Origin of the sequence: Methylobacterium jeotgali (genome assembly GCF_022179345.1) — a bacterium.
Taxonomy (GTDB): Bacteria; Pseudomonadota; Alphaproteobacteria; order Rhizobiales; family Beijerinckiaceae; genus Methylobacterium; species Methylobacterium jeotgali.
Genome location: NZ_BPQR01000080.1, coordinates 50,605 through 75,865 on the forward strand (window position 1 = coordinate 50,605; position 25,261 = coordinate 75,865).

At 70.4% G+C, this 25,261-nt stretch carries 23 protein-coding genes and 2 tRNA genes; 8 read left to right on the plus strand and 17 right to left on the minus strand.

Annotated features, from left to right (window positions below):
• From MFF04_RS19210 to MFF04_RS19230, 5 genes are all read right to left on the minus strand, one after another.
• A complete protein-coding gene (locus MFF04_RS19210; RefSeq protein WP_238278177.1) occupies window positions 1-1,758 on the minus strand; it encodes an ABC transporter ATP-binding protein in 1,758 nt (585 codons plus the stop codon).
• A gap of 73 nt (window positions 1,759-1,831) precedes the next feature.
• Entirely contained in the window at window positions 1,832-2,647 is an 816-nt protein-coding gene (locus MFF04_RS19215) for a metallophosphoesterase family protein (protein WP_238278179.1), read from the minus strand.
• Between the two features lie 68 nt (window positions 2,648-2,715).
• Entirely contained in the window at window positions 2,716-3,207 is a 492-nt protein-coding gene (locus tag MFF04_RS19220) for a DUF3016 domain-containing protein (RefSeq protein WP_238278181.1), read from the minus strand.
• Window positions 3,204-3,419, minus strand: a complete 216-nt coding sequence (locus MFF04_RS19225) for a hypothetical protein (RefSeq protein WP_164127753.1) — start codon at window positions 3,417-3,419, stop codon at window positions 3,204-3,206. Before MFF04_RS19225 ends, MFF04_RS19220 begins: the two co-directional genes overlap by 4 nt.
• A 120-nt stretch (window positions 3,420-3,539) precedes the next feature.
• Window positions 3,540-4,124, minus strand: a complete 585-nt coding sequence (locus tag MFF04_RS19230) for a helix-hairpin-helix domain-containing protein (protein ID WP_238278183.1) — start codon at window positions 4,122-4,124, stop codon at window positions 3,540-3,542.
• A 196-nt stretch (window positions 4,125-4,320) separates the two neighbouring features.
• Between MFF04_RS19230 and MFF04_RS19235 the strand changes: the two genes are divergently transcribed.
• A complete protein-coding gene (locus MFF04_RS19235; RefSeq protein WP_238278185.1) occupies window positions 4,321-5,184 on the plus strand; it encodes a cell envelope integrity EipB family protein in 864 nt (287 codons plus the stop codon).
• A gap of 6 nt (window positions 5,185-5,190) precedes the next feature.
• Here the strand turns inward: MFF04_RS19235 and MFF04_RS19240 are convergent, their stop codons facing one another.
• Together MFF04_RS19240 and MFF04_RS19245 are read right to left on the minus strand one after the other, a co-directional pair.
• The gene (locus tag MFF04_RS19240; RefSeq protein WP_238278187.1) at window positions 5,191-6,486 is read right to left on the minus strand and encodes a DNA polymerase IV; all 1,296 of its coding nucleotides are present in this window, start codon (window positions 6,484-6,486) and stop codon (window positions 5,191-5,193) included.
• The gene (locus MFF04_RS19245) at window positions 6,483-6,785 is read right to left on the minus strand and encodes a DUF3572 domain-containing protein (protein ID WP_238278189.1); all 303 of its coding nucleotides are present in this window, start codon (window positions 6,783-6,785) and stop codon (window positions 6,483-6,485) included. Before MFF04_RS19245 ends, MFF04_RS19240 begins: the two co-directional genes overlap by 4 nt.
• 77 nt (window positions 6,786-6,862) lie before the next feature.
• Here MFF04_RS19245 and MFF04_RS19250 point away from each other — a divergent pair, with 77 nt between their 5' ends.
• The 3 genes from MFF04_RS19250 to MFF04_RS19260 all read left to right on the plus strand — a co-directional run bounded on the left by MFF04_RS19250 (window position 6,863) and on the right by MFF04_RS19260 (window position 9,839).
• On the plus strand, window positions 6,863-7,237 hold the full coding sequence (locus MFF04_RS19250; protein WP_238278191.1) for a response regulator: 375 nt from the start codon (window positions 6,863-6,865) through the stop codon (window positions 7,235-7,237).
• 54 nt (window positions 7,238-7,291) lie between these two features.
• Window positions 7,292-8,665, plus strand: a complete 1,374-nt coding sequence (locus MFF04_RS19255) for a PleD family two-component system response regulator (RefSeq protein ID WP_238278193.1) — start codon at window positions 7,292-7,294, stop codon at window positions 8,663-8,665.
• A gap of 193 nt (window positions 8,666-8,858) precedes the next feature.
• Window positions 8,859-9,839: a catalase family peroxidase gene (locus MFF04_RS19260; RefSeq protein WP_238278195.1), complete on the plus strand. Its 981-nt coding sequence runs from the start codon at window positions 8,859-8,861 to the stop codon at window positions 9,837-9,839.
• Window positions 9,840-9,933: 94 nt separating this feature from the next.
• On the opposite strand, the gene MFF04_RS19265 is transcribed toward MFF04_RS19260, so the two are convergent.
• The 7 genes from MFF04_RS19265 to MFF04_RS19295 all read right to left on the minus strand — a co-directional run bounded on the left by MFF04_RS19265 (window position 9,934) and on the right by MFF04_RS19295 (window position 17,322).
• Entirely contained in the window at window positions 9,934-10,284 is a 351-nt protein-coding gene (locus MFF04_RS19265; protein WP_238278197.1) for a translation initiation factor 2, read from the minus strand.
• 212 nt (window positions 10,285-10,496) lie between these two features.
• A tRNA-Val gene (locus MFF04_RS19270) sits at window positions 10,497-10,572 on the minus strand.
• 174 nt (window positions 10,573-10,746) lie between these two features.
• Window positions 10,747-13,182, minus strand: a complete 2,436-nt coding sequence (gene lon, locus MFF04_RS19275; RefSeq protein ID WP_238278199.1) for an endopeptidase La — start codon at window positions 13,180-13,182, stop codon at window positions 10,747-10,749.
• 244 nt (window positions 13,183-13,426) lie between these two features.
• Window positions 13,427-14,695, minus strand: a complete 1,269-nt coding sequence (clpX, locus tag MFF04_RS19280; protein ID WP_238278200.1) for an ATP-dependent Clp protease ATP-binding subunit ClpX — start codon at window positions 14,693-14,695, stop codon at window positions 13,427-13,429.
• 211 nt (window positions 14,696-14,906) lie between these two features.
• The gene (locus MFF04_RS19285; protein ID WP_238278221.1) at window positions 14,907-15,533 is read right to left on the minus strand and encodes an ATP-dependent Clp protease proteolytic subunit; all 627 of its coding nucleotides are present in this window, start codon (window positions 15,531-15,533) and stop codon (window positions 14,907-14,909) included.
• A gap of 146 nt (window positions 15,534-15,679) precedes the next feature.
• Window positions 15,680-17,089, minus strand: a complete 1,410-nt coding sequence (tig, locus tag MFF04_RS19290; RefSeq protein ID WP_238278202.1) for a trigger factor — start codon at window positions 17,087-17,089, stop codon at window positions 15,680-15,682.
• 148 nt (window positions 17,090-17,237) lie between these two features.
• Window positions 17,238-17,322, minus strand: a tRNA-Leu gene (locus tag MFF04_RS19295).
• A gap of 187 nt (window positions 17,323-17,509) precedes the next feature.
• On the opposite strand from MFF04_RS19295, the gene MFF04_RS19300 reads away from it, so the two are divergent.
• Window positions 17,510-18,961: a multicopper oxidase family protein gene (locus tag MFF04_RS19300; RefSeq protein ID WP_238278204.1), complete on the plus strand. Its 1,452-nt coding sequence runs from the start codon at window positions 17,510-17,512 to the stop codon at window positions 18,959-18,961.
• Here the strand turns inward: MFF04_RS19300 and MFF04_RS19305 are convergent.
• Entirely contained in the window at window positions 18,954-20,501 is a 1,548-nt protein-coding gene (locus tag MFF04_RS19305) for an NAD(P)H-hydrate dehydratase (protein WP_238278206.1), read from the minus strand. The genes MFF04_RS19300 and MFF04_RS19305 overlap by 8 nt on opposite strands.
• Before the next feature lie 156 nt (window positions 20,502-20,657).
• Here MFF04_RS19305 and MFF04_RS19310 point away from each other — a divergent pair, with 156 nt between their 5' ends.
• Together MFF04_RS19310 and MFF04_RS19315 are read left to right on the plus strand one after the other, a co-directional pair.
• Complete coding sequence (locus tag MFF04_RS19310; protein WP_238278209.1) at window positions 20,658-20,996, plus strand: P-II family nitrogen regulator; 339 nt, start codon at window positions 20,658-20,660, stop codon at window positions 20,994-20,996.
• Between the two features lie 37 nt (window positions 20,997-21,033).
• On the plus strand, window positions 21,034-21,963 hold the full coding sequence (locus tag MFF04_RS19315; RefSeq protein WP_238278211.1) for a glutaminase: 930 nt from the start codon (window positions 21,034-21,036) through the stop codon (window positions 21,961-21,963).
• Between the two features lie 9 nt (window positions 21,964-21,972).
• Here the strand turns inward: MFF04_RS19315 and MFF04_RS19320 are convergent, their stop codons facing one another.
• Complete coding sequence (locus MFF04_RS19320) at window positions 21,973-22,167, minus strand: DUF2735 domain-containing protein (RefSeq protein ID WP_238278212.1); 195 nt, start codon at window positions 22,165-22,167, stop codon at window positions 21,973-21,975.
• Window positions 22,168-22,421: 254 nt separating this feature from the next.
• Complete coding sequence (locus MFF04_RS19325) at window positions 22,422-23,462, minus strand: glutamine synthetase beta-grasp domain-containing protein (protein ID WP_238278215.1); 1,041 nt, start codon at window positions 23,460-23,462, stop codon at window positions 22,422-22,424.
• 329 nt (window positions 23,463-23,791) lie between these two features.
• On the opposite strand from MFF04_RS19325, the gene glnA reads away from it, so the two are divergent.
• Window positions 23,792-25,201: a type I glutamate--ammonia ligase gene (glnA, locus tag MFF04_RS19330; RefSeq protein ID WP_238278217.1), complete on the plus strand. Its 1,410-nt coding sequence runs from the start codon at window positions 23,792-23,794 to the stop codon at window positions 25,199-25,201.
• Window positions 25,202-25,261 lie beyond the last annotated feature (60 nt).

Here is a 25,261-nt window from a genome sequence, read left to right on the forward strand (position 1 = left end):
TCAGGCGCTCTCCGCTCGCGCCAGCCCCGGCAGGATCGCGCCCGGCGGGCCGGAGGCGACGAGGCGGCCGGCCTCCAGCACGTGCACGGTGTCGGCGCGGGCGAGGCTCGCGAGGCGGTGGGCGACGAGGATCAGGGTGCGGCTGCCGGACAGTTCGGACAGGGCTTCCATCAGCGCGGCCTCGGTCTCGCCGTCGAGAGCCGAGGTCGCCTCGTCGAACACGATCACGTCGGGCTCGTGGTAGAGGGCGCGGGCGATGCCGATGCGCTGGCGCTGGCCGCCGGAGAGCCGCGCCCCGCGCTCGCCGACGCCCGCGTCGTAGCCTCCGGGAAGCGCCGCGACGAAGGCATGGGCGCCGGCGAGCCGCGCGGCCCGCTCGACGGCGGCCCGGTCCGGCGCCTCGACGCCGAGCGCGATGTTCTCGGCGACGCTGCCGTCGACCAGCACGATCTCCTGGGGCACGTAGCCGATGCGGTTCTGCCAGGCGGGGAGCGCGGCGGGATCGAGGGGACGGCCGTCGACGAGCATGCGTCCGCGCGTCGGGGTGAGCACGCCGAGGACGAGGCTCGCCAGCGTCGACTTGCCCGAGCCCGTGCGCCCGACGAGCCCGACCGTCGAGCGGGCGGGGATGGTGAGGTCGATCCCAACGAGGGCCGCCCGGCCGGGCTCGTAGTCGAAGCCCACCCCCTCCAGGCGGATGTCCCGCGCGAAGGGCAGGCGCTCCGGCGTGCGGGGCGCCGGTGGGGCCTCGCCGGAAAGCTCGTCCACCACGAGGCGCACCGCCGGCAGGTAGAAGCGCAGGAGCGAGACCGAGGTGAAGATGTTCTGGAAGGCCGGCAGCATCCGGTAGCCCGCAAAGGCGAAGAGGCCGAGAAGCGGCAGGATGCCCGCGGTGTCGAGCCCCTGCGAGAGGGCGAAGAGGACCACGACCACGACGCCGCCGAAGGCCAGCGCCTCGATGACGAAGCGCGGCATCTGCCCGGTGAGCAGGCTCGCGGCGGTGGCGCTCGCATAGGCCTCGGCAGGCGGGTCGAAGCGGGTGGCAAAGGTCTCGGCGCGCCCGTAGAGCTTCAGCTCGGTCAGCGTTGCGAGCGTCTCCTGCACGATCCGGTGGCGGCGCTCGTTGTCCGCGACCGCTCTGCTCCCAAGCCGGCCGAGGCGGGCGCGCATCCCGAGATAGAGCGCCACGTAGAGCCCGCCGAAGCCGGCCCCCAGGATCAGCGCGAGGCGCGGCGCGTAGGCGACCAGGAAGGCGGTCACCGCCAGCGCGGAGACGGCGCGGCTCGCGATGACGGTCGCCGGCGTCAGCACACCGACGACGAGGCGGTCGGTCTCGCTGAGCACGTTCTTGGCGAGCTCGGCGCTGTTGGCGCGGGCGAGGAACAGCCGGTCGCGGGCGATGTAGCGGCCGAGCAGCCGCCGCGAGAGCCCGTAGCCGACCCGGTGAGTGAACAGCAGCTGCCGGTAGGTAAGCCAGGCGTTGGCGACGCTCGTCGTCAGGATCGCGGCGAGCGCCCCCCCGCCCGCGGCGAGCAGGAAGACGCGGTCGTCGGCGAGCCCCAGCCATTGCCGGGCGGCGGCGAGGTAGGGCACGCGCTCGGCCGCGCGTGGGTCGCCGACGAGGGTCAGGAACGGCACCACCGAGGCGACGCCGACCACCTCCAGCAGCGCGGCGAGCGCCAGCCCGACGACGATCAGCCAGAGCTGGCGCCGCTCGTCGGCGCGCAGCGCCTGCACGAGGTCTCTCAGGGCCTGCATAGGAGGGGGCTAAGCGTGGTCATCGGGCAGGGAGCCGCATAGGCCGCCGCCGGGCGTGTGTCCATGAAGCGGATCAGCCGGCGTCCGCCCAGCCTGTCCCGGTCCAGAGGCGCACGGTGACGGTGGCGAGGCCGTCCTCGATGCGGATGCGGTTGTAGGCGTTGGGCTCGTTGCCGCGCAGCCGCGTCGAGGTGGCCGAGCCCGCCTGCACGGCCAGCAGCCGGCCGCGGCCCCCCTGCATGCGGGCGGCGTCGACCGCGACCCGCTCCGTCCCTTCGCCGTCGGCTTCCGCGAAGCGTGCGTAGTGGCGGTGAAGGTGGCCGGCGAGCGTCAGGCCGACCCCGTGGCGGCGGAAGGCGGCGAGCGCCTTGTCGGCGCGGCCGACGAGGCGGGCCTCCTCGTCCCAGGGCGGCGGCATGAAGGGATGGTGGCCGACGACGATCTTGAAGAGATTCTTGGGCATCGCCGCGAGCCGCGCCTCGGCCATGGCGATCTGGCGGCGACGGATCTTGCCCTGCGACCAGTCCTGCTCCGGCGCCCAGGTCCGCACCGTGTTGAGGCAGACGACGCCGATCTCCGCGTCCTGGAAGGTCGGCTCGGTGTCCGGCGCGACGAAGCGGCGGTAGCGGGAGAAGGGCCGCAGGAAGCGCTGGAACAGGTGGAAGGGCGAGATGTCGTGGTTGCCCGGCACCGCGATCCAGGGCTTCGGCAGGCGCGCCAGGAAGGCCTGCGCCTCCGCGTACTCGCTGCGGCGGGCGGCCATGGTGAAGTCACCGGAGATGATCAAGAGATCCGGCCGGTCCGCGTCGAGCTCCCGCACCAGCCCCTCGACCACAGCCGGGTCGGTGCGGCCGAAATGCAGGTCGGAGATCTGGGAGATGCGACGCATGCCGGTCCTCGCGCCGGCACGGTGCCGGCGGGAGCATAACGGCGTCGTGGCGTCCGGGATGCCTCGGATCAGCGGCGGGCGGGGCCGAACCGCCGGGTGAACCAGTCCCGCAGGAGGGCGCGCTCGTAGTATAGGGGGCCGCTCGAGAAGCGGGCGTTGGCGGTGAGCATGAAGTTGATGTCGGTCAGCGTCTCCTCGCCGGCCGCGAGGCGCTGCCGGCCCCGGCGCAGGACGTAGGAGAGGCGGATGCGCGGCGGCGAGACGTCGCTCACCACGCGCACCCCGTCGGGCCCGGAGAAGCCCGGCCGCTCGAAGCCCGCGAGGTCGATGTCGGTGACGGTCACATCGAGCGCGTCGCCCGGCGGGAGGGTGCGCGCGCCGAACTCCTCGAAGGCGCGGGTCATCTCGGCCAGCGTCACCCGCAGCGTCATGCCGGAGGTAGTGCGGTTCTGTGCGTCGGTGAAGCGTTCGGGCTCCACGTAGCGCACCCGCACCTCGGCGAGCGCCGGGCCGGCCGCGAGAAGCGCCAGCGCGGCTCCGGCGAGGGCGCCGCGCCTCACTGCTTGGCGCGGTTGATGACGTCGAGGAGCGCGCGGGCCACCGGCTCGGTGACGGTGCGCCGGTACTTGCGGTGGACGAGCTGGCCGTTGTGGTAGACGTCGTGCTCCACGTAGAGCCGCTCGCCGTCCCAGCGCACGATGTTGTCGGATTCGGTCGTCTCCTGCACGCCGAGATCGTCGCGCAGGATCATGTTGGAGGCGGGGTTCAGCATCGTCTACTCTCGGATGGTCCGGAAGCGCTCGCGCCTGAGGCCACCATAGGCAAGGCCGGCGCCGGGCGCCAGACGCTTCCCGATGCGGGGCCGGAACGATCGCCCCGCCGGTGTCGCCCGTCAGCGGACGACGACCTGATCCTTGATGCGCTCGTAGACGGCCCGGCTCAGCACCCGCTTCGAGAGAAGCTGCTCGATGCCCGTATAGGGCCGGTGCTGGACGATCGCCTTGCCGATGGCGCCGCCGCCGCGCAGGCGGTTGAGATCGGCGACCGAGGCGGTGTTGAGATCGACGAGGCCGCCCTGCGCGAGCGCATCCTCCGGCGCCTCGGGAGCGGGCGCCGTCTGCGCCACGCTCGGCGCGGGCGCGGGCGCGGGCACGGGGGTGGGCTTGGGCGCCGCGATCGGCGCAGGGGCCGGAGCGGCTGCCGGCGGCGGCTCGACGGGGGTGGGGGATGCCTCGACCACAGGCGGCGGGCTCGGCGGCGGGGCGGCGGGCCTCGGCGTGGGCGGTGCCTCGGCGGCCCTCACGGGCTCGGCCTGCCGGGCCGGGACCTTGGCCGGTACGGGCGGCGCGGCGACGGTCGGCGGCGTTGCCGGCGCCTGCCCGGTCCGAGGCGACCACAGGAACTGGACGAGGGCCGCGAGCACCCCCGCGACCACGAGGAGCGCGGCGACGCGCAGCACGGCCGAAGCGTTGAGCATGGATCCCTTCCGGGCCGAGGGCCGAATTCTCTGCAATGGTTAAGAGATTTGCACTTCGTCGGAAATGCGGCTGGGCCGCGATCCGCCGGTGTCGTCAACAGGCCGCGACGGATTCGGGCCCGGTCTTTGCCCTGCCCGGCGGCGCGCCTATGTCAGGGCCGGTCCGTCCGCGTGCGGACGTCGTCCGGGAGTTGCCATGCACCGCCTCGCCAGAGCCGCCCAACGGGTCCTGCCGTGCCTCCTCGCGCTCGGGGCCTCGCCGGCCTGGGCGGCGCCGGCGGTCGAGGGCGCGGTGCGGCTCGCCAGCCACCGGGCGGTCTACGACCTGTCGCTCGGCTCGAGCGGCGGCACCCGTGCCATCGACAACGCCAGCGGGCGCATCGTCATCGACTTCCGGGGCGATCCCTGCCGCGGCTACACGATGCAGACCCGGCAGGTGACGGTGCTGGAGAGCGGCGAGAACGGCGCCCGCACCTCGGACCTGCGCAACACCACCTTCGAGAGCGGCGACGGGCGCGAGCTGCGCTTCAAGACGACGACCCTGATGAACGGCGCGCCGAGCGCCTCCGTCGACGGCACCGCCGCGGTCTCGAACGAGGGCATCAGGGTCTCGCTCAAGGAGCCGAAGCGCGACCAGTTCAAGGCGCCCGGCGACGTGGTGCTGCCGAGCGACCACATGCGCCGCCTCGTCCAGGCGGCCCGCGCCGGGCAGACGACCCTCTCGCTCAAGGTGTTCGACGGCTCCGACGACGGCCGCAAGGTCTACGACACGCTCGCCGTGATCGGCCGGCAGGTCACGGCGCCGGCCACGGGCGAGCGCGACAAGCCCCTGAAGGAGGGCGCCCTCGCCGGGATGCCGCACTGGCCGGTGCGGCTGAGCTACTTCACGCAGGGCGAGGGCGAGCGCACGCCGATCTACACCCTCGTCTTCGACCTTTACGAGAACGGCGTCAGCGGCGCGCTCACCCTCGACTACGGCGACTTCGCCATCAAGGGCGACATGACCCGCCTCGACATGGAACCGGACGGGGTCAAGCCCGAGGCGGCCTGCACGCCCTGAGGCCCGTCAGCGGCGCGGCTCGCTCCGCCCCGGACCGGGGTTCGGCGCTCCGCCGGTAAAGGCGAGCCCCCGCTGGATGGCGCCGGGGCCGAACCGGGCCCGGACCCGGTCGAGGGCGGCTTCCCGGCGCGCGGCCTCGACGGTGCCCGCGTCGACGAGGTCGCCCCGGTCGGCATGGACCGCGTCGCAGAGCTCCCCGGCGCCGATGCCGACGAGCCGGTAGGGAGTGCCGTCGCAGGCCTCGCGCAGCATCGCCTCGCCTTCCGCGAAGAGGCGGGCGGCGAGCTGCGTCGGCGCCAGGCCGCCCCGCGTCCGGGTGCGCAGGCGAAAGGCCCGGTCCTTCAGCTTCAGGGTCACGCTGGCACCGGCGAGGCCGGAGCGCTTCAGGCGCTCCGAGACGCGTTCGCACTGGCGCCAGAGGATCGGGCGCAGGGAATCGAAGCCGGCGACGTCCTCCGGCAGGGTCGTCTCGGCGGACACGCCCTTCGCCTCGCGCTCGCTGCGCACGGCCCGGGCGTCCTCGCCCCGCGACAGGGCGAGAAGCCGGCCGGCGTCGCGCCCGAGCATGCCGTGCAGGCGGGCCGGGTCGGCCCGGGCGAGGTCGCCGACCCGGCGGATGCCGAGCGTCGCGAGCCGCTCCGCCGCCGCCTGGCCGATGCCGGGCAGGATCGTCACCGGCCGCTCCCCGAGGAAGGCTTGAGCGCGGGCCCGGTCGAGGATGGTGAAGCCCCGCGGCTTGTCGAGGTCGGAGGCGATCTTGGCGAGGAACTTCGTGTCCGAGAGCCCGACCGAGACGCTGATGCCGACCTCCCGCTCGACCCGCGCGGCGAAGCGCGCGAGGACCACGGCCGGCGAGGCGCCGTGCACCCGCTCGGTGCCGGAGAGGTCGAGGAAGGCTTCGTCGATGGAGACAGGCTCGACCAGCGGCGTCAGCTCCAGCATCATCGCCCGCACCTGTCGGCCGACGCGGGCATACTTCTCCATGTCCGGGCGCAGGACGACCGCCTCAGGGCAGGCCTCGAGCGCCTTGAACATCGGCATCGCCGAGCGCACGCCCTGGATGCGGGCGATGTAGCAGGCGGTGGCGACGACGCCCCGGCGTCCGCCGCCGACGATCACCGGCTGGTCCCGCAGCGACGGATCGTCGCGTTTCTCCACCGCCGCGTAGAAGGCGTCGCAGTCGACATGGGCGATGGCGAGGCCTTCCCCCTCGTCGAGGGCGACGAGCCGGGGCGAGCCGCAGGCCGCGCAGCGCCGGGAGCGCGCCTGCTCGGCGAGACAGTCCCGGCAGAGGCTCGTCACGCGAAGCTGTCCGGGTCCGGCGGGGCGTGGCGCCGCCACTCGGCGGCGATCGCCTCCGGCTTGACGCCGATCGTGCGGGCGCAGGCGACGAGTCCCGCCTCGTCGCCCATCACGAAGTCCAGCACCGCGGCCGAAAAGCCCGGCTCTCCGGCCGCCCGGCGCAGGTCCGAGGGACCGAGCCCGGTGGCCTGCAGGAAGGCCAGCAGGCGATCCTCCTCGCCCGCAAGCCAGCCCAGGATTTCCGGAACCAGCGTGGTTGCCGAGTCATCGCCTTGAATCGATTTGTTTTTCGTCAACATCTATTGGCTTATCTGCCCTTCTCGCGAGCTGCGGCTCGGGAGAGAATGAGCGTCGCGCGCGCCGGGGACAATGCGTCATGCCGAAGACGGTGCTGATCGTCGAGGACAACGAGCTCAACATGAAGCTCTTCAACGATCTCCTGGAGGCGCATGGCTACGCGACCCTCAAGACCGCCAACGGCGTCGAGGCGATCGAGCTCGCCCGGGCCCACAAGCCCGATCTCATCCTGATGGACATCCAGCTTCCCGAAGTCTCCGGCCTCGACGTGACCCGATGGATCAAGGAAGACGAGAATCTGCGTCACATTCCTGTGATCGCCATCACGGCCTTTGCCATGAAGGGCGACGAGGAGCGGATCCGCGAGGGCGGGTGCGAGGCCTATCTTTCCAAGCCCATCTCGGTTGCGAAGTTTTTGGCAACGGTTCGCACCTATCTTGGCGACGACAAATGACCGCGCGCTCGTGTCAGTATTGATTCGAGCCGCCGCGGATCTCCGCGAGGACCGATGTCGGCCCGAGTTCTGATCGTCGATGATTTGTTTCCGAACGTGAAGCTTCTCGAGACGAAGCTCGCGCTGGAGTATTTCGACGTCGTCGCGGCGATGAACGGCCCCGACGCCCTCGCGATCTGCGAGAAGGGCCTCTGCGACATCGTCCTGCTCGACGTGATGATGCCGGGCATGGACGGGTTCGAGGTCTGCCGGCGCATCAAAAACAACCCTCTGACCACGCATCTGCCCGTCGTCATCGTCACGGCGCTCGACCAGCCCTCGGACCGGCTGAAGGGGCTCGACGCCGGCGCCGACGACTTCCTGACGAAGCCCATCGACGACACCGCCCTGTTCTCGCGGGTGCGCAGCCTCGTACGGCTCAAGGCGATGACCGACGAGCTGCGCAGCCGCGCCATCGCCTCCCGGGACATCGGTCTCGGCGATCCCCTCGCCGCCGCCGCCGCTGAGGGGGGGCTCGGCGGCAAGGTGCTCATCGTCGAGAGCCGCCGGAGCGCGGCCGAGCGCATGGCCGCCTCGCTCGGCGCGCACCACACGGTCACGATCGAGCCCGATCCGCAGCGCGCGCTCCTCCTCGCGCCGGAGGGCGGCTACGACGTCGTCCTGGTGAGCCTCGACATCGAGGGCGGCGACGGCCTGCGGCTGTGCAGCCAGATCCGTTCGCTGCAGCGGACCCGGAGCGTCGCGATCATCATGATCGCGGAGGATCACGATCGGGACAGGGTGGTCCGCGGGCTGGAATTCGGCGTCCACGACTACCTGATGCGGCCCGTCGATCGGAACGAGCTCGTGGCGCGGGTGCGCACGCAGCTGCGCCGCAAGCGTTACGCGGAAGCCCTGCGGGGTGCCGTCCAGGCCTCCATGGAGCTCGCGGTGACGGATGGGCTCACCGGCCTCCACAACCGCCGCTACCTCGACACCCATCTCGGCGCGCTCTTCACCGATGCCGCCGCCCGCCAGCGTCCGCTCGCCGCGCTGATCCTCGACATCGACCGCTTCAAGGCGATCAACGACACCTTCGGCCACGAGGCCGGCGACGAGGTGCTGCGCGCCTTCGCCGACCGGCTACGCCTGCACACCCGCGGCATCGACGTCGTCGCCCGCTACGGCGGCGAGGAAGTGGTGATCGTGCTGCCGGAGGCCGATCTCGCCGACGCCCAATCGATCGCCGAGCGCATCCGCGAGCGGGTCGAGGAAGCCCCTTTCATGCTCCGGGACGAGGGCCGGACCATCGCGGTCACGGTCTCGATCGGGGTCGCCGCCCTGATGCCCGACGACACCGTCCCCGGCGACATCCTCAAGCGAGCCGACCTCGCCCTCTACCGTGCCAAGCATTCCGGCCGGAACCGGGTCGAGCTTCAGGCAGCCTGACGGCGGCTGGGCCTGGATGGCCCGGATCGGGATGCACGCGGTTTCGGTCCGCCGACGGGATACGCACCGCGCCAGCTTATAATCCCCTCACCGATCGCGGCTTGTGGCCGCCCTCCCATCCGCTTGCGGCTAGATTGGACACAATCCAATCTGCGCCCGCCCGGGATGCGCTCCCCGGCGAGGGAGAAACACCATGACCACATCGCGTGCGATGGCCTGGACGCTGGCCGTCTCGGCCTGCCTGTCATGGCCCGCGTTGGCCGAGGAGGCCGACTCCGGCGCGATCGTCGCGGCGCAGTTCGCGGCCGGCGGCAACAACCAGGGCGTCCGCGCCAGCGGCGCCAAGGGCGTCTGCGTGAAGGGCACCTTCACCCCGGCGCCCGGCGCCGCCGGCCTGAGCAAGGCGCCGCATTTCGCCAAGCCGACGCCGGTCACCGCCCGGTTCTCCATGGGCGGCAGCAGCCCGAAGATCTCCGACAAGGCCAAGCCCGTGACCCGCGGCTTCGCCGTGCGGATGTCGGACGGCCCCAGCGACATGACCTTCGTGGTGATCTCGGCGCCCGTCTTCGCCGCGCGCACGCCCGAGCAGCTCCTCGAGTTCTTCAAGGTTCGCGCCCCCGGTCCCGACGGGAAGCAGGACCCGGAGAAGATCAAGGCCTTCGGCGCCCAGAACCCGGAGACGACCCGCCAGTCCGCCTGGCTCAACGCGCGGCCGGTGCCGGCGAGCTTCGCGGGCGTCGACTACTGGAGCGTGCAGGCCTACACGCTCACGAACGCCAAGGGCACGCCGACGGTCGCGCGGCTGAAGTTCGTCTCCGCCGACAAGGCCGGCCTCTCCGACGACGAGCTGAAGGGCAAGCCCGACAGCTTCTACGCCGACGAGCTGAAGGCCCGCCTGGAGCAGGGGCCGGCCCGGTTCGATCTCGTCGCGATCCTCGCGGAGCCCGGCGACCCCACGAACGACTCCACCGCGAACTGGCCCGAGGAGAGCCGCAAGACCGCGACTCTCGGGATGCTGGCCATCACGGGAATCGAGCCGAACGCCACCTGCGACGCCCGCACCTTCGATCCCGTCGCGGAGCTGCCGGAGGGCATCGCCGGCCCCGCCGACGACCCGATGTTCGCGATCCGCTCGCCGGCCTACGCCGTCTCGCTCTCGAAGCGGGCGAACTGAGGCCCATCGCGAGCGGTCGAGCGTGCCGGGAAGGCCACCGGCACGCTCGACCGGGCCTGCGCGGTTCGAACCGGCGCCCGAAGGATCGGCTCCGTCAGACCTCGGGCTTCTTGCGGCGCCGCCGCTCGCGCTGGGCGGTGGGCAGCGCCTCCGGCACCAGGGTGACGACGACGGGATTCGGGAAATGGTCCATGGCCGCGCCCGTCGCCGCATCGACGCCCATGCCGATCACGCCGCCGGCGATGATGTTTCCCGCAAAGCCTGCCGCGCCGCTGCCGGCGACCTTGGTCCGCACCGGGACTATCTGCGGCTGGAAGCCGGGCTTGGTGAAGGTCACGTCGAACTCGTCGCTGCGCTCGACATCCAGCGAGCAGGGAGTCGAAGGGCAGGCGTAGCCCTTGGTGCTCGTCATGGTCGCGCCGGACGGTTCGGAAAGGAACGCCATCTTCTCGGACGTTCCGCGGGTGATGCTTCCACAGCCCGCGACCACCGCGGCAAGGCATGCCGCAGCCAGGACTTGACCCTTCATGGCGTATTCCCCCTCGCCGCATCGTTGGCGGCGCCGCCCTGTTGAGGGATCTCCTGGTCGGGTTGCAACAGGCATCGCGCGTGCGAGGCGCAAGCATTGTGGACGACGCTGCCGGACCCGCAGCCTCGTGGTGGGCGGTGAGGGACTCGAACCCCCGACCCTCTCCGTGTAAAGGAGACGCTCTACCAACTGAGCTAACCGCCCTGACCACCGCAGGCCGCCGCGGCGCGCGGGGCGCGCCCGCCGCCCCGGTCTGGTAGGCGAAGCCCGGGCCGGGGCGCAAGTCCGCCGAAGCGCCGCCGAGCGTTCCGTGTTTCCAAGAGAAAGGCCCCGGAGCATCGCTCCGGGGCCTTTCTCGTTCTCACGCTCGCGCCCGCGTCAATGGGCGACGAAGGCGGCGCCGTCCTCCTCGCGGCCGGCCTCCCGGCCGGTCTTCGCCGCCGGCAGCGGCTCGTCCCAGGAGATGGCTTCGGGCTGGCGCACGAGGGCGCGCTCCAGCACCTGCTCCATCCGCGAGACCGGCACGATCTCGAGGCCGTTCTTCACGCTGTCGGGCACCTCCGCGATGTCCTTGGCGTTCTCCTCGGGGATCAGCACCGTCTTGATGCCGCCGCGCAGCGCCGCAAGGAGCTTCTCCTTGAGCCCGCCGATCGGCAGCACCCGCCCCCGCAGGGTCACCTCGCCGGTCATCGCCACCTCGCGGCGCACCGGGATGCCGGTGAGCGTGGAGATGATGGCGGTGGCCATGGCGATGCCGGCGGACGGCCCGTCCTTCGGGGTCGCCCCCTCGGGAACGTGGACGTGGATGTCCCGGCGCTCGAACAGCGGCGGCTCGATGCCGTAGTCGACGGCCCGCGAGCGGACGTAACTCGCCGCGGCCGAGATCGACTCCTTCATCACGTCGCGCAGGTTGCCCGTGACGGTCATCTTGCCCTTGCCGGGCATCATGACGCCCTCGATCGTGAGCAGCTCGCCCCCGACCTCGGTCCAGGCCAGACCCGTGACCACGCCGACCTGATCGTCCGCGTCGATCTCGCCGTAGCGGAACTTCGGCGGGCCGAGGAAGACGGGCAGCGTCTCGGGGTTCACCTCGACGGACTTCACCTTGGTGATCAGGATCTCCTTCACCGCCTTGCGGATCAGGTTCGAGAGCTCCCGCTCCAGGTTGCGCACGCCGGCCTCCCGCGTGTAGCGGCGGATCAGCATGAGCAGGCCGTCATCGGTGACCGACCACTCCTTCGCGTCGAGGCCATGCTTCTTCATGGCGCCCGGGATGAGGTGGCGGCGGGCGATCTCGAGCTTCTCCTCCTCCGTGTAGCCGGCGATGCGGATCACCTCCATGCGGTCCATCAGGGGCGCGGGGATGTTCAGCGTGTTCGCCGTCGTCACGAACATCACGTTCGAGAGGTCGTAGTCGACCTCCAGGTAATGGTCGTTGAAGGTGCTGTTCTGCTCCGGATCGAGAACCTCCAGCAGGGCGGCAGACGGATCACCACGGAAGTCCATGCCCATCTTGTCGATCTCGTCGAGCAGGATGAGCGGGTTCGAGGTCTTGGCCTTGCGCATCGACTGGACGATCTTGCCGGGCATCGAGCCGATATAGGTCCGGCGGTGGCCGCGAATCTCGGCCTCGTCACGCACGCCGCCGAGCGACATGCGCACGAACTCGCGGCCCGTCGCCTTGGCGATGGATTTGCCGAGCGAGGTCTTGCCGACGCCGGGGGGGCCGACGAGGCAGAGGATCGGCCCGGTGAGCTTGTTCGCCCGCTGCTGCACGGCGAGGTACTCGACGATCCGGTCCTTGACCTTCTCCAGGCCGAAATGATCCTCGTCGAGGAGCGCCTGGGCGCCGAGCAGGTCCTTCTTGATCTTCGAGCGCTTGCCCCACGGGATGCCGAGCATCCAGTCGAGGTAGTTGCGCACGACCGTGGCCTCGGCCGACATCGGCGACATCTGGCGCAGCTTCTTCAGCTCGCCGAGCGCCTTGTCGCGGGCCTCCTTGGTGAGCTTGGTCTTCTCGATCTTCTCCTCGAGCTCGGCCAGCTCGTCGCGGCCGTCCTCGCTGTCGCCCAGCTCCTTCTGGATGGCCTTCATCTGCTCGTTCAGGTAGTACTCGCGCTGGGTCTTCTCCATCTGCCGCTTGACGCGGGTCCGGATGCGCTTCTCCACCTGGAGCACGGAGATCTCGCTCTCCATCAGCGACAGCACGCGCTCCAGGCGCTGAGCCACCGTGGGGATCTCGAGAATCGCCTGCTTGTCGGAGATCTTGACCGCGAGGTGCGAGCCGACGGTGTCGGCGAGCTTCGAGGGCTCGTCGATCTGCGTGACGGCGGAGACGACCTCGGGCGAGATCTTCTTGTTGAGCTTCACGTAGTTCTCGAACTCGGAGATCACCGAGCGGGCGAGCGCCTCCGCCTCGACGCGGTCGCCGAGCTCGTCCGAGAGCGCCTCGGCCTCGGCCTCGTAGTATTCGTCCGAGCGGGTGAAGCTGCTGATCTTGGCGCGGCCCGAGCCCTCGACCAGTACCTTCACGGTGCCGTCGGGCAGCTTCAGGAGCTGGAGGACGGAGGCGAGCGTGCCGATCGTGTAGATCGCGTCGGTGGCCGGATCGTCGTCGCCAGCATTGATCTGGGTCGCGAGCAGGATGTGGCGGTCGGTGCGCACGGCCTCTTCCAGCGCGCGGATCGACTTCTCGCGCCCCACGAAGAGCGGCACGATCATGTGCGGGAACACCACGATGTCGCGCAAGGGAAGGACGGCGTAGGCGCCCGTCGAGCCCGGGACGACCGGCTGGCGCGCTTTCGACTGAGTCATGTCTGACTTCCTCTGGATGGACCGCCCGGCCTCCGCTCCCTCGTCATCGGAGGCAAGCATCCTGCCAGGGGGCCGACCGGGCCGCGAGGGTCGGGAAAACGTCTTGTGCGGCTGGTAGCGCAGCACCGCACCTCGAAGGAGCGTGGGGCCGCCGCGCTGATGGGAAGGTGGCCCCGCTGCGCGCCGCTTTCAAGCGGCGCTCACCGGCGGCAAGGCAGCCCGGCGCAGGGCGCCGGACGCCCCGTCAGGCGCTCGCGGCGGGCACTTCCTTGTTGCGGTCGCCGTGGATGAAGAGGGGCCGCGACTTGCCCTCGACCACCTCGGGACCGATCACCACCTGCTCGACCGAGTCGAGGCCCGGCAGGTCGTACATCGTGTCGAGGAGGATCGTCTCCAGGATGGAGCGGAGGCCGCGGGCGCCGGTCTTGCGCTCGATGGCCTTGCGGGCGACGAGCGAGAGCGCCTCGTCCTGGAAGGTCAGGTCGACGTTCTCCATCTCGAACAGGCGCTGGTACTGCTTCACCAGCGCGTTCTTCGGCTCCTGGAGGATGCGCTTGAGGGCGGCCTCGTCGAGGTCCTCCAGCGTCGCCAGCACGGGCAGGCGGCCGACGAACTCGGGGATGAGGCCGAACTTCAGCAGATCCTCGGGCTCGACGCTCCGGAAGATCTCGCCCGTGCGGCGGTCGTCGGGGGCCTGCACGGTCGCGCCGAAGCCGATCGAGGTGCCCTTGCCGCGCTGGGAGATGATCCGCTCCAGCCCCGCGAAGGCGCCGCCGCAGATGAACAGGATGTTCGTGGTGTCGACCTGCAGGAACTCCTGCTGCGGGTGCTTGCGCCCGCCCTGCGGGGGCACGGAGGCGACGGTGCCCTCCATGATCTTCAGGAGCGCCTGCTGCACGCCCTCGCCGGACACGTCGCGGGTGATCGACGGGTTGTCGGACTTGCGCGAGATCTTGTCGATCTCGTCGATGTAGACGATGCCCCGCTGCGCCCGCTCGACGTTGTAGTCGGAGGCCTGGAGCAGCTTGAGGATGATGTTCTCGACGTCCTCGCCGACGTAGCCGGCCTCGGTGAGCGTCGTCGCGTCCGCCATGGTGAAGGGCACGTCGAGGATGCGGGCGAGCGTCTGCGCGAGCAGCGTCTTGCCCGAGCCCGTCGGCCCGATCAGCATGATGTTGGACTTGGCCAGCTCGACGTCGTTGTGCTTCGTCGCGTGGGCGAGGCGCTTGTAGTGGTTGTGGACCGCGACCGAGAGGACCTTCTTGGCGAAGTCCTGGCCGATGACGTAGTCGTCGAGGACGCGGCGGATCTCCTTCGGGGTCGGCACGCCGTCGCGGCTCTTCACGAGCGAGGACTTCGATTCCTCGCGGATGATGTCCATGCACAGCTCGACGCACTCGTCGCAGATGAACACCGTCGGGCCCGCGATCAGCTTGCGGACCTCGTGCTGGCTCTTGCCGCAGAACGAGCAGTACAGCGTGCTCTTGGAGTCGTTGCCGCCGGTCTTGCTCATGTCGGTCTCCGAATCGTGCACGCGGGCCGGCCAGGGGCCGCGCGCGCATCGGTCAAAGGTAGGGATGGCCGCCTAAAGAAACAGTCACCTGCGGGCCATCCTGGCTGGGTTCTGCCGAAAACGCGATGCAACCACGCGGCCGCGTCGGTTTCAAGGCAGGGAGCGTGCCGCCCGCCCGCGTCCGTGGCGCGCAGGCGGCTCGGGTCCCGCCTCAGGCGGCGGCGGGCTCGGGGCGCTTCTGGAGCACCTCGTCGATGAGCCCGAACTCCTTGGCGGCGTCGGCCGTCATGAAGTTGTCCCGCTCCAGCGCGCTATGGATCGTGTCGTAGTCGCGGCCCGTGTGCTTCACGTAGATCTCATTGAGGCGCTTCTTCAGGGCCTCGATCTCGCGGGCATGGATCAGGATGTCGGTCGCCTGGCCCTGGAAGCCGCCCGACGGCTGGTGGACCATGATCCGGGCGTTGGGCAGGGCGAAGCGGTGGCCGGGCTCGCCGGCCGTCAGCAGCAGCGAGCCCATCGAGGCGGCCTGGCCGACGCAGAGCGTCGTGACGGGGCAGCGGATGAACTGCATCGTGTCGTAGATCGACAGGCCCGAGGTCACCACGCCACCGGGCGAGTTGATGTAGAAGGAGATCTCCTTCTTCGGGTTCTCGGCCTCGAGGAACAGCAGCTGCGCGACGATGAGCGAGGCGCCGTAATCCTCGACCGGGCCGGTGAGGAAGATGATCCGCTCGCGCAGCAGCCGGGAGTAGATGTCGAAGGCGCGCTCGCCGCGGCTCGATTGCTCGACCACCATCGGGACGAGCGCGCTGTTGTAGTAGTCGACCGGGTCTCTCATCATCCTCGCCCCAGGGCTCGAAGGGACCCGGACGCGCGCGAATCAGGCGCGGCCGGGCGGGTCCAGCAAACATGACGGCTGTTAACGCCGCCTGATTTCACGGGAACCGACCCTTCGGGGCGAGCCCCGGACGCGAAGGATCGGTCTTACTCGGCCTTGGCGGCCTTGTCGTCGGAAGCCGTTGCATCGGCCGCCTTGCCGGCGCCGCCCGTCTCCTCGTCGTCGGCGAAGAGCGTCTCCTTGGAGACGGGCTCCTCGACGAGCTTGACCTGACCGAGGACGTGGTCGACGACCTTCTCCTCGAACAGCGGCGCACGGAGTTCGGCCAGCGCCTGTGCGTTCTTGCGGTAGAAGTCCCAGACCTGCTGCTCCTGGCCCGGGAACTGCCGGACCCGGGCGATCAGGGCCTGGTTGAGCTCCTCGTCCGAGATCTTGATATCGGCGCTCTCGCCGACCTGCGCAAGCACCAGCCCGAGGCGCACGCGCCGCTCGGCGATGCGGCGGTACTCCTCGCGGGCCTTCTCCTCCGTGGTGTCCTCGTCCTCGAAGGTCTTGCCGCGGGTCTTCAGGTCCTGCTCGACCTGCGCCCAGACGTTGGCGAACTCCTGGTGGACCAGGGAGGGCGGCAGGTCGAAGGCGTACTTGGTGTCGAGGGCGTCGAGGAGCTCCTTCTTGAGGCGGCGGCGCGACTGCGCCTCGAGGTCGCCGCCCATGGCCTTGGAGACCGCCTCGCGCAGCTTCTCGAGGTTCTCGAGGCCGAGATTCTCCGCGAAGGCGTCGTCGATCTTGGCCTCGCCCGGCGCCTGGACGCGGGTGACCTTCACGTCGAAGGCGGCTTCCTTGCCGGCGAGATGGGCGGCCTGGTAATCCTCGGGGAAGGTCGCCGTCACGACCCGCTCGTCGCCGGCCTTGGCGCCGACGAGCTGCTCCTCGAAGCCGGGGATGAAGGTGCCGGAGCCCAGCTCCAGGTCGACGCCCTCGGCCTTGCCGCCCTCGAACTCGGTGCCGTCGATGCGGCCGACGAAGTCGATGGTGACGCGGTCGCCAGTCTCGGCGGCGGCCCCCTCGTCGCGGTCGGCGAAGGGCCGGTTCTGGCCGGCCATGCGCTCGAGCGCCTCGTCGATCTCGGCCTCGCTCGGGCTCGCGACGAGCTTCGTCAGGCTGACGTCGGAGAGGTCGGCGAGCTCGAAGCTCGGCAGCACCTCGAGCGCCACCTTGAAGGAGACGTCGCCCCTGGCGTCGAGCGCGTTCTCGACGACGGCCTTGTCCTCGGGGAACTCGACGCGCGGCTCGAGGGCGAGCTTGAGGTTGTTGTCGGCGACGATCTTCTGGTTGGCCTCGTTGACGGCGTTCTGGAGCACGTCGGCCATCACCGAGCGGCCGTAGACCTTGCGCAGGTGCGCCACCGGCACCTTGCCGGGGCGGAAGCCCTTGAGCTGCACCTTGTCCTTGAGGCCGGACAGCTCGGTCGTCAGACGATCCTCCAGCTCGTTGGCGGCCAGGAGCACCTGAAACTCGCGCTTCAGCCCCTCGGAGAGTGTCTCGGTCACCTGCATCGTCGTCTGTCCGCTCTGTCGTCCGTTGATCGTCTCGAAGTCCGGTCCGTCGGCCGTTGTCCGGGCGGTTCGGCACGCGTCGCGGCGCTTGGGAGTGCCGGCCGGTCGGTCCCGGACGCTCCAGGTCCAGGGGCCGGCCGTGCGGCGCTGGTGCGGGCGGAGGGGCTCGAACCCCCACGTCTTGCGACACTGGAACCTAAATCCAGCGCGTCTACCAGTTCCGCCACGCCCGCGGCAGCCCGAGTGCGGCCGCCCGGCCGTCGGAAGCGCGGGTCTATAGCACGCGCGTCCGGGACCGCAGCAAAAAACTTCGGGCTCCCGCACACGGGGGCGCCTGCGGTGGCGCCGCCGGGGGCGGGCGGCTAGAACCGCCCTCCCGACGCGCCGCCCGCAAGGGTCGATAGGGGTCCATAGGGGTCCATGCCTCCGTTCCGACCGACCGTCCCGCCGATTCCCGTCTCCCGCCGGACCCTGCTCGCGGGCGCCGCCCTCGCGGCGCTGACGCCGCGGGAGGCTAGCGCCCAGGGCGCCGCGAAACCGCAGCCCTCCGCGCCGCCCGCCATCCAGCCCGAGCCCGTCGCCCTTCGGGCCGCGCCCGGCAACGTCCGCCTCAAGCCGGAGCCCGCGCCCGAGACTGCGGTCTGGTGCTTCGACGGTAAGGCCGAGCCGCCGGTGATCCGGGTGAGGCTCGGCGAGACCGTGCGGCTGAGGCTCGAGAACCGCACCGACAAGCCGCTCTCCCTGCATTGGCACGGGGTGCGTAACCAGAACGCCATGGACGGCGTCGGCGGGGTGACGCAGGCGCCCGTCGCGCCGGGCGCCGACTTCCTCTACGCCTTTACGCCGCCGGACGCCGGCACCTTCCTGATCCGGCCCCTCGTGGTCGGCGGCTCCAGCGAGCCGGCGGGCCGGGGCCTGTCGGGCTTCCTGATCGTCGACGAGAAGACGCCGCCGGCGGTCGACCGGGACGTGACGCTGCTCGCCCAGGACCCGCGCCTCCAGGACGACGGCAGCCTGATGCCCTTCGGGCAGACGCCGCTGGCGGCGGCCGGCGGCCGGCTCGGCAACCTCGTCACCGTCAACGGCCGCCCGGTGCCGGCGCGGATCGAGGCGCCGCCCGGCGCGCGCCTGCGCCTGCGGCTCGGCAACGCCTGCAACGCCCGCTCGACCCGGGTGCGCTTCGACGGGCTCAAGGTCTACGTCGCCGCCGTCGACGGCCAGCCGACCGACACCTTCGAGCCCCTGAAGGCGACGCTCCCCTTCGCGCCGGGTTCCCGCTACGACCTGATGGTGGACCTCCCCACCGAGGGCGAGATCAAGGGTGCGATCACCGCGCTCGTCGGGGGCGGCTTGGTGCTTGCCGAGATCGTCGGCACCGGCGCCCCTCTGACTCAGAAGCGCCCGCCGATCGGCCCGATCGGCGACAACAAGCTGCTGCCCGCCGAGGTGAAGCTCCAGAACGCCGTGCGGCGGGACATCGTCATCACCGGCGGGGCCGTGCGCCCGAAGGACAAGCCGGAGGCGGAGCCCGTCTTCACCGGCGATCCCGCCAAGGTCTGGAGCGTCAACGGGGTCAGCGGGGCGGCGGGCGCCGCGCCCTTCTTCTCTGTGAAGCGCGGGCAGGTCGTGGTGCTCGCGATCCGCAACGACACCGCCTTCCCGCAGGCGATCCACCTGCACGGCCACGCCTTCCGCCTGCTCCATCCCCTCGACGACGGCTGGGAGCCCTACTGGCTCGACACCTTCCAGCTGCTCGAAGGCCGCACCGCCCGCATCGCCTTCCTCGCCGATAATCCCGGCCGCTGGCTGATCGGCTCGACGGTGCTGGAGCGTTTCGATACCGGCCTCTGGGGCTCCTTCGAGGTCACCTGAGGCCGGCCGCGAGACCGGAGAGCGCCTGCGGCATCAGCTCGGGGATGTCCTCCGCGATCAGGCCCGGCCCGTGCCGCAGGCCTGCGTCGCCGTGGAGCCAGACGGCGGCGCAGGCCGCCTCCAACGGGGCCATGCCCTGGGCGAGAAGCCCGGCGATCAGGCCGGCGAGCACGTCGCCGGAGCCGGCGGTGCCGAGCCACGGGCTGGCGTGGTCGTTGATCGCCGCCCGTCCGTCCGGCGCGGCGATCACCGTGTCGGGACCCTTGAGCACGACGACGGCGCCGACGAGCGCGGCGGCGCGGCGGGCCGCTTCCAGCCGGCCGATGCCCTCCGCGACGGCTCGCGTGCCGGCGAAGAGCCGCGCGAACTCGCCCGCGTGCGGCGTCAGCACGGCCTGGGCATCCCCCTCGCCGATGTGGCCGGCGAGCGTCTCCGCCTCGCCCTTGAAGCTCGTCAGCGCGTCGGCGTCGAGGACGAGGCCGCGACCGGCGGAGGCCGCCACCGCTACGAGATCGCGGGTCTGCGGCCCGGTGCCGAGGCCGGGCCCGGCCAGCACCACGTTGAGGCGCTCGTCGGTGAGCAGGTCGTCGAGGTCGTCGGCGCCCGCGCAGGGACGCAGCATGATCGCCGTGAGGTGGGCCGCGTTCTCCGCCAGCGCGTCGGCCGGCGAGGCGAGCGTGACGAGTCCTGCCCCGACCCGCAGCGCGCCTCTTGCGGCGAGCCGGGCGGCGCCCGTCCGGTAGGCCGGCCCCGACAGGACGAGGGCGTGTCCGCGGGTGTACTTGTGGCTCTCCGCCGCGAGGCGCGGGAATTCGCCTCCCCAGAGGTCCGGGCCGTTGCGGAAGGTGGCCGGGCCGACGCCGAGCCCGACTTCGAACGCGGCCGCGCCGGTGCCGACGTCGGCGACCGTGATCCGTCCGCACAGGGAGCGGCCGGGCTCCAGCAGGTGGCCGGGTTTGCGCGCGACGAAGGTGACGGTCGCGCTCGCCCGGATGGCCGCGCCGCGCACCTGCCCCGTGTCGCCGTCGACGCCGCTCGGCACGTCGACCGCCAGCACCGGGCGCCCCGCGCCGTTGATCCGCTCCACGAGGCGACGGGCGGGTCCATCGAGGTCCCGCGACAGGCCGGCGCCGAAGAGCGCATCCACGATGAGGTCGAACCCGGCGAGATCGTCGGCGCCCTCGCCCTCGGTGATGGGGCCGGTCCAGTCCGCCGCCGCGAGGGCCGCATCGCCGGACAGGCCCTCGCGCCTCCCGAGACACCGCAGCTCCACGGCGAAGCCCGCCTCCACCAGGATCCGGGCGGCGACGAAGCCGTCGCCGCCGTTGTTGCCCGGTCCGCAGAGCACCGCGACGCGACCGGCCTCGGGCAGGAGCGCGCGGGCCGCCTCGGCGACCGCCGCGCCGGCCCGGTGCATCAGGGCGATGCCCGGCGTGCCGCCGGCGATCGCCGCTTCGTCCACCGCCGCCATCGCTCCGACCGTGAGCAGCCGAGCCGATCCGCTCCTGCCCATGCCCGTCACCCGCTCAGCCACTGCCATCGAATTGATCTTTTGCTGCTCAAATGATGAAATGTTGTGCGACTGCTGCCCACGAACTGAGCGGACCTGAGGGACGCTCAGGGAAAACGGCGTGGCGAACGCGTCCTTGGGATGCTACGAGTCGGCAACGCAATCACGTATCCGGGTTCGAGCGGGATGAAGAAGATCGAGGCGATCATCAAGCCGTTCAAGCTCGACGAGGTGAAGGAGGCCCTCCAGGAGGTCGGTCTTCAGGGCATCACCGTCATCGAGGCGAAGGGCTTCGGCCGCCAGAAGGGCCATACCGAGCTCTACCGGGGCGCGGAGTACGTGGTCGACTTCCTGCCCAAGGTGAAGCTCGAGATCGTGCTCGGCGACTCCATGGTCGAGGGTGCCATCGAGGCGATCCGCAAGTCGGCCCAGACTGGCCGCATCGGCGATGGCAAGATCTTCGTCTCGACCATCGAGGAGGCGATCCGCATCCGCACCGGAGAGACCGGCCCGGACGCGATCTGATCCCGACTGGGGACGCTCCGCCGAGGCACCGACCCGCTTGCCCGACCTCGATCGCGTCGTCCGGGAGATCGCCGACGAGATGCGGGCGCGGCCCGACCGGGGCACCGTCGCGAGCTACATCCCCGAGCTCGCCCGCGCCGATGCCGCCGCCTTCGGCCTCGCCGTTGTCGATGTCGAGGGGCGTGCCGCCGTCGCGGGGGACGGCGACGTGCCGTTCTCGATCCAGAGCATCTCCAAGGTCTTCACCCTGACGCTCGCCCTCGGCATGGCCGGGGACCGGCTCTGGCGGCGGGTCGGCCGCGAGCCCTCCGGCAGCCCCTTCAACTCCATCGTCCAGCTGGAGCGGGAGGCAGGCGTGCCGCGCAACCCCTTCATCAACGCCGGGGCGATCGCCGTCACCGACCTGATCCTCTCGGGCCATCAGCCCCGCGAGGCGCTGGGCGAGATCCTGCGCTTCATGCAGGCGCTGGCTTTGGATCAGACCATCGCCATCGACGAGGCCGTGGCGGCCTCGGAGAAGCGCACCGGTTTCCGTAACGCGGCGCTCGCCAACTACATGCGCTCCTTCGGGGTGATCGAGAATCCGGTCGACTACACGCTCGGCGTCTACTTCCACCACTGCGCCATCGCGATGACCTGCCGGCAGCTCGCCACGGCGGGCCTGTTTCTGGCCCATGACGGACGCCATCCCCTCACCGGGCACTCGGTGATCTCGGCCGAGCGGGCGCGCCGCATCAATGCGGTGATGCTGACCTGCGGCCACTACGACGGCTCGGGGGAGTTCGCCTACCGGGTCGGCCTGCCAGGCAAGAGCGGCGTCGGCGGCGGCATCCTGGCGATCGCGCCCGGCAAGGCCTCGGTCGCGGTGTGGTCGCCGGGGCTCGATGCGGCCGGCAACTCGCATCTTGGCCGCATCGCCCTGGAATCGCTCACGAAACGGATGGGCTGGTCGATCTTCGCGGCCTGAGCGGCGCGCTCAGCTCTTGCGGCGCTGGTCGTCCTGCATCGCCGCCTCGTGGTACCAGCCGCTGCCGCAGTCGACGACGGGATAGGGGCTCGGGCGCGGCTCGGCGGCGAGGCTCCCGCTCCCCCGGATGCGGCCGCCGGCCGCGCGGGGACGCGGCGGGAACGGGTAGATCTTGGCCGACGCGCGACCTTCAGCCATAGCCATGACAGGCTCTTTCCTTCGCCGGAACCGTCTCGATGCGGTGGCGCATCCGAGATGTGGTCGAGGGAAACCCATCGTGCAGGGGCTGTCATCAATAAATCGATCGCTTGCGAAAAGTATCAGCAAGCCTGTTCTTGCGGCATGACGCGGCGCGCAACGGCTCTCAATCCCGGTGGCGGTGCCGGCAGAGCCTCGAAAGAAAAGGCGGCGCGACCCCTCGGGCCCCGCCGCCTTCCTGTCTTCGCCGATCGGCCGACTTACGCCGCCGCGGCCTTCGAGCCCGGGATCTCGACCGAGGCGATGGTCTTCAGGACCTGCGAGGCGATTTGGTAGGGGTCGCCTTGGGAGTTCGGACGGCGATCCTCGAGATAGCCCTTGTACTCGTTGTTCACGAAGGAGTGCGGCACGCGGATCGAGGCGCCGCGGTCGGCCACGCCGTAGGAGAACTTGTTCCAGGGCGCGGTCTCGTGCTTGCCGGTCAGCCGCATGTGGTTGTCCGGGCCGTAGACGGCGATGTGGTCCTCGATCGCCGCGCCGAAGGCGCCCATGAGCTTCTCGAAGTAGTCCTTGCCGCCGACCGTGCGCATGAACTCCGTCGAGAAGTTGCAGTGCATGCCGGAGCCGTTCCAGTCGGTGTCGCCGAGCGGCTTGCAGTGGTACTCGATGTCGATCTCGTAGCCCTCGCAGAGGCGCTGCATCAGGTAGCGGGCCATCCACATCTCGTCGGCGGCCTTCTTGGAGCCCTTGCCGAAGATCTGGAACTCCCACTGGCCCTTGGCGACCTCGGCGTTGATGCCCTCGTGGTTGATGCCGGCGGCGAGGCACAGGTCGAGGTGCTCCTCGACGATCTTGCGGGCGACCGAGCCGACCTCCTTGTAGCCGACGCCGCAGTAGTACGGGCCCTGGGGCGCGGGATAGCCGGCCTCGGGGAAGCCGAGCGGGCGGCCGTCCTGGTAGAAGAAGTACTCCTGCTCGAAGCCGAACCAGGCGCCGTCATCGTCGAGGATGGTGGCGCGCTTGTTCGACGGATGCGGGGTCTTGCCGTCGGGCATCATCACTTCGCACAGCACCAGCACGCCGTTGCTGCGGGCCGGGTCGGGGAAGTGGCGCACCGGCTTCAGCACGCAGTCGGATGAGGAGCCCTCGGCCTGCATGGTCGAGCTGCCGTCGAAGCCCCAGAGCGGAAGCTGCTCGAGGGTCGGGAACTCGGAAAATTCCTTGATCTGCGTCTTGCCCCGCAGGTTCGGCACCGGGGTGTAGCCGTCGAGCCATATGTACTCGAGCTTGTACTTCGTCATCCTGCGTCTCTCGTCCCTGGACCGTTCGGCGTCTGATCGCACTCAGACGGCTCGGGGCCGTTGGAAGGCCGAATCCAGCTTAGCAATCCGTGTGCCATGCGTGCCCTCCGCACGGCCTCGTGAAGGCCACCGCGGGGCGAGGGTTGGTTCTTCCCCGCGTCCTGCCGGACGCGGAAGACGGACGCCGCCGGAGCGGTGCGGATGGGTGACACATTCGCCTGAAGCGGCTAGCAGGGGAACCCGCACGCCGAGGGGCCGGGGTCGCCAGCCGCTTCCGAACGCTCGCCCGGTGCCGCCTTCGACCGATTTCGCTCTGGAGACTACGCCCGATGAAATCCGCAGCTGACGTGCTGAAAGAGATCAAGGACAACGACGTCAAGTACGTGGACTTCCGGTTCACGGACCCGCGCGGCAAGTGGCAGCACGTCACCTTCGACGTCTCCCTCGTCGACGACGAGATGTTCACCGAGGGCACGATGTTCGACGGCTCGTCGATCGCCGGCTGGAAGGCGATCAACGAGTCCGACATGCTGCTGATGCCGGACCCGTCGACGGCCTGCATGGACCCGTTCTTCTCCGCCTCGACCATGTCGATCGTCTGCGACGTGCTCGAGCCCTCCACCGGCCAGCCCTACGCCCGCGACCCTCGCGGCACCGCCAAGCTCGCCGAGGCCTTCCTGAAGTCCACCGGCATCGGCGACACGATCTATGTCGGTCCCGAGGCCGAGTTCTTCGTGTTCGACGACGTGAAGTTCGCCGCCGACCCCTACCAGACCGGCTTCAAGCTCGACTCGGCCGAGCTGCCGATCAACGGCTTCACCGACTACGAGGGCGGCAACCTCGGCCACCGCGTCCAGACCAAGGGCGGCTACTTCCCCGTGCCCCCGCAGGACTCGGCCCAGGACATGCGCGGCGAGATGCTCGCCGCCATGCAGTCCATGGGCGTGAAGGTTGAGAAGCACCACCACGAGGTGGCGAGCGCCCAGCACGAGCTCGGCATGAAGTTCGACACGCTGACGCACCTCGCCGACCACATGCAGATCTACAAGTACTGCATCCACAACGTCGCGCAGAGCTACGGCAAGACCGCGACCTTCATGCCGAAGCCCGTCTACGGCGACAACGGCTCCGGCATGCACGTGCACCAGTCGATCTGGAAGGGCGGCAAGCCGCTGTTTGCCGGCGACAAGTACGCCGACCTCAGCCAGGAGTGCCTCTGGTACATCGGCGGCATCATCCGGCACGCCAAGGCGCTCAACGCCTTCACCAACCCGTCGACCAACTCCTACAAGCGCCTGGTGCCGGGCTACGAGGCCCCCGTGCTGCTCGCCTACTCGGCGCGCAACCGCTCGGCCTCCTGCCGCATCCCGTGGACGACGAACCCGAAGGCCAAGCGCGTCGAGGTCCGCTTCCCCGACCCGATGGCGAACCCCTACCTTGCCTTCGCGGCGCTGCTGATGGCCGGCCTCGACGGCATCATCAACAAGATCGATCCCGGCCCGGCCATGGACAAGGATCTCTACGACCTGCCCCCGCGGGAGCTGAAGAAGATCCCGACCGTCTGCGGCTCCCTCCGCGAGGCGCTCCAGAACCTCGACAAGGACCGCGCCTTCCTCAAGGCCGGCGGCGTCTTCACCGACGACCAGATCGACTCGTTCATCGAGCTGAAGATGCAGGAGGTCATCCGCTACGAGATGACCCCGCACCCGATCGAGTTCGTGCAGTACTACTCGCTGTAAGGCGCATGCGGGGGCCGGGCCCCCGTGCTGCAAAGCGGACGACGAAGAGAGCGCCGGGGC

Coding starts and splice junctions, on each gene's coding strand:
- lon (WP_238278199.1), bottom strand. CDS start 13,182: ATGACTCAGTCGAAAGCGCGCCAGCCGGTCGTCCCGGGCTCGACGGGC.
- MFF04_RS19320 (WP_238278212.1), bottom strand. CDS start 22,167: ATGGCTATGGCTGAAGGTCGCGCGTCGGCCAAGATCTACCCGTTCCCG.
- MFF04_RS19245 (WP_238278189.1), bottom strand. CDS start 6,785: ATGTTGACGAAAAACAAATCGATTCAAGGCGATGACTCGGCAACCACG.
- MFF04_RS19310 (WP_238278209.1), top strand. CDS start 20,658: ATGAAGAAGATCGAGGCGATCATCAAGCCGTTCAAGCTCGACGAGGTG.
- glnA (WP_238278217.1), top strand. CDS start 23,792: ATGAAATCCGCAGCTGACGTGCTGAAAGAGATCAAGGACAACGACGTC.
- MFF04_RS19230 (WP_238278183.1), bottom strand. CDS start 4,124: ATGCTCAACGCTTCGGCCGTGCTGCGCGTCGCCGCGCTCCTCGTGGTC.
- MFF04_RS19210 (WP_238278177.1), bottom strand. CDS start 1,758: ATGCAGGCCCTGAGAGACCTCGTGCAGGCGCTGCGCGCCGACGAGCGG.
- MFF04_RS19215 (WP_238278179.1), bottom strand. CDS start 2,647: ATGCGTCGCATCTCCCAGATCTCCGACCTGCATTTCGGCCGCACCGAC.
- MFF04_RS19265 (WP_238278197.1), bottom strand. CDS start 10,284: ATGGCGTTCCTTTCCGAACCGTCCGGCGCGACCATGACGAGCACCAAG.
- MFF04_RS19325 (WP_238278215.1), bottom strand. CDS start 23,462: ATGACGAAGTACAAGCTCGAGTACATATGGCTCGACGGCTACACCCCG.
- MFF04_RS19285 (WP_238278221.1), bottom strand. CDS start 15,533: ATGAGAGACCCGGTCGACTACTACAACAGCGCGCTCGTCCCGATGGTG.
- MFF04_RS19305 (WP_238278206.1), bottom strand. CDS start 20,501: ATGGCAGTGGCTGAGCGGGTGACGGGCATGGGCAGGAGCGGATCGGCT.
- MFF04_RS19250 (WP_238278191.1), top strand. CDS start 6,863: ATGCCGAAGACGGTGCTGATCGTCGAGGACAACGAGCTCAACATGAAG.
- MFF04_RS19255 (WP_238278193.1), top strand. CDS start 7,292: ATGTCGGCCCGAGTTCTGATCGTCGATGATTTGTTTCCGAACGTGAAG.
- MFF04_RS19300 (WP_238278204.1), top strand. CDS start 17,510: ATGCCTCCGTTCCGACCGACCGTCCCGCCGATTCCCGTCTCCCGCCGG.
- MFF04_RS19235 (WP_238278185.1), top strand. CDS start 4,321: ATGCACCGCCTCGCCAGAGCCGCCCAACGGGTCCTGCCGTGCCTCCTC.
- clpX (WP_238278200.1), bottom strand. CDS start 14,695: ATGAGCAAGACCGGCGGCAACGACTCCAAGAGCACGCTGTACTGCTCG.
- tig (WP_238278202.1), bottom strand. CDS start 17,089: ATGCAGGTGACCGAGACACTCTCCGAGGGGCTGAAGCGCGAGTTTCAG.
- MFF04_RS19225 (WP_164127753.1), bottom strand. CDS start 3,419: ATGCTGAACCCCGCCTCCAACATGATCCTGCGCGACGATCTCGGCGTG.
- MFF04_RS19260 (WP_238278195.1), top strand. CDS start 8,859: ATGACCACATCGCGTGCGATGGCCTGGACGCTGGCCGTCTCGGCCTGC.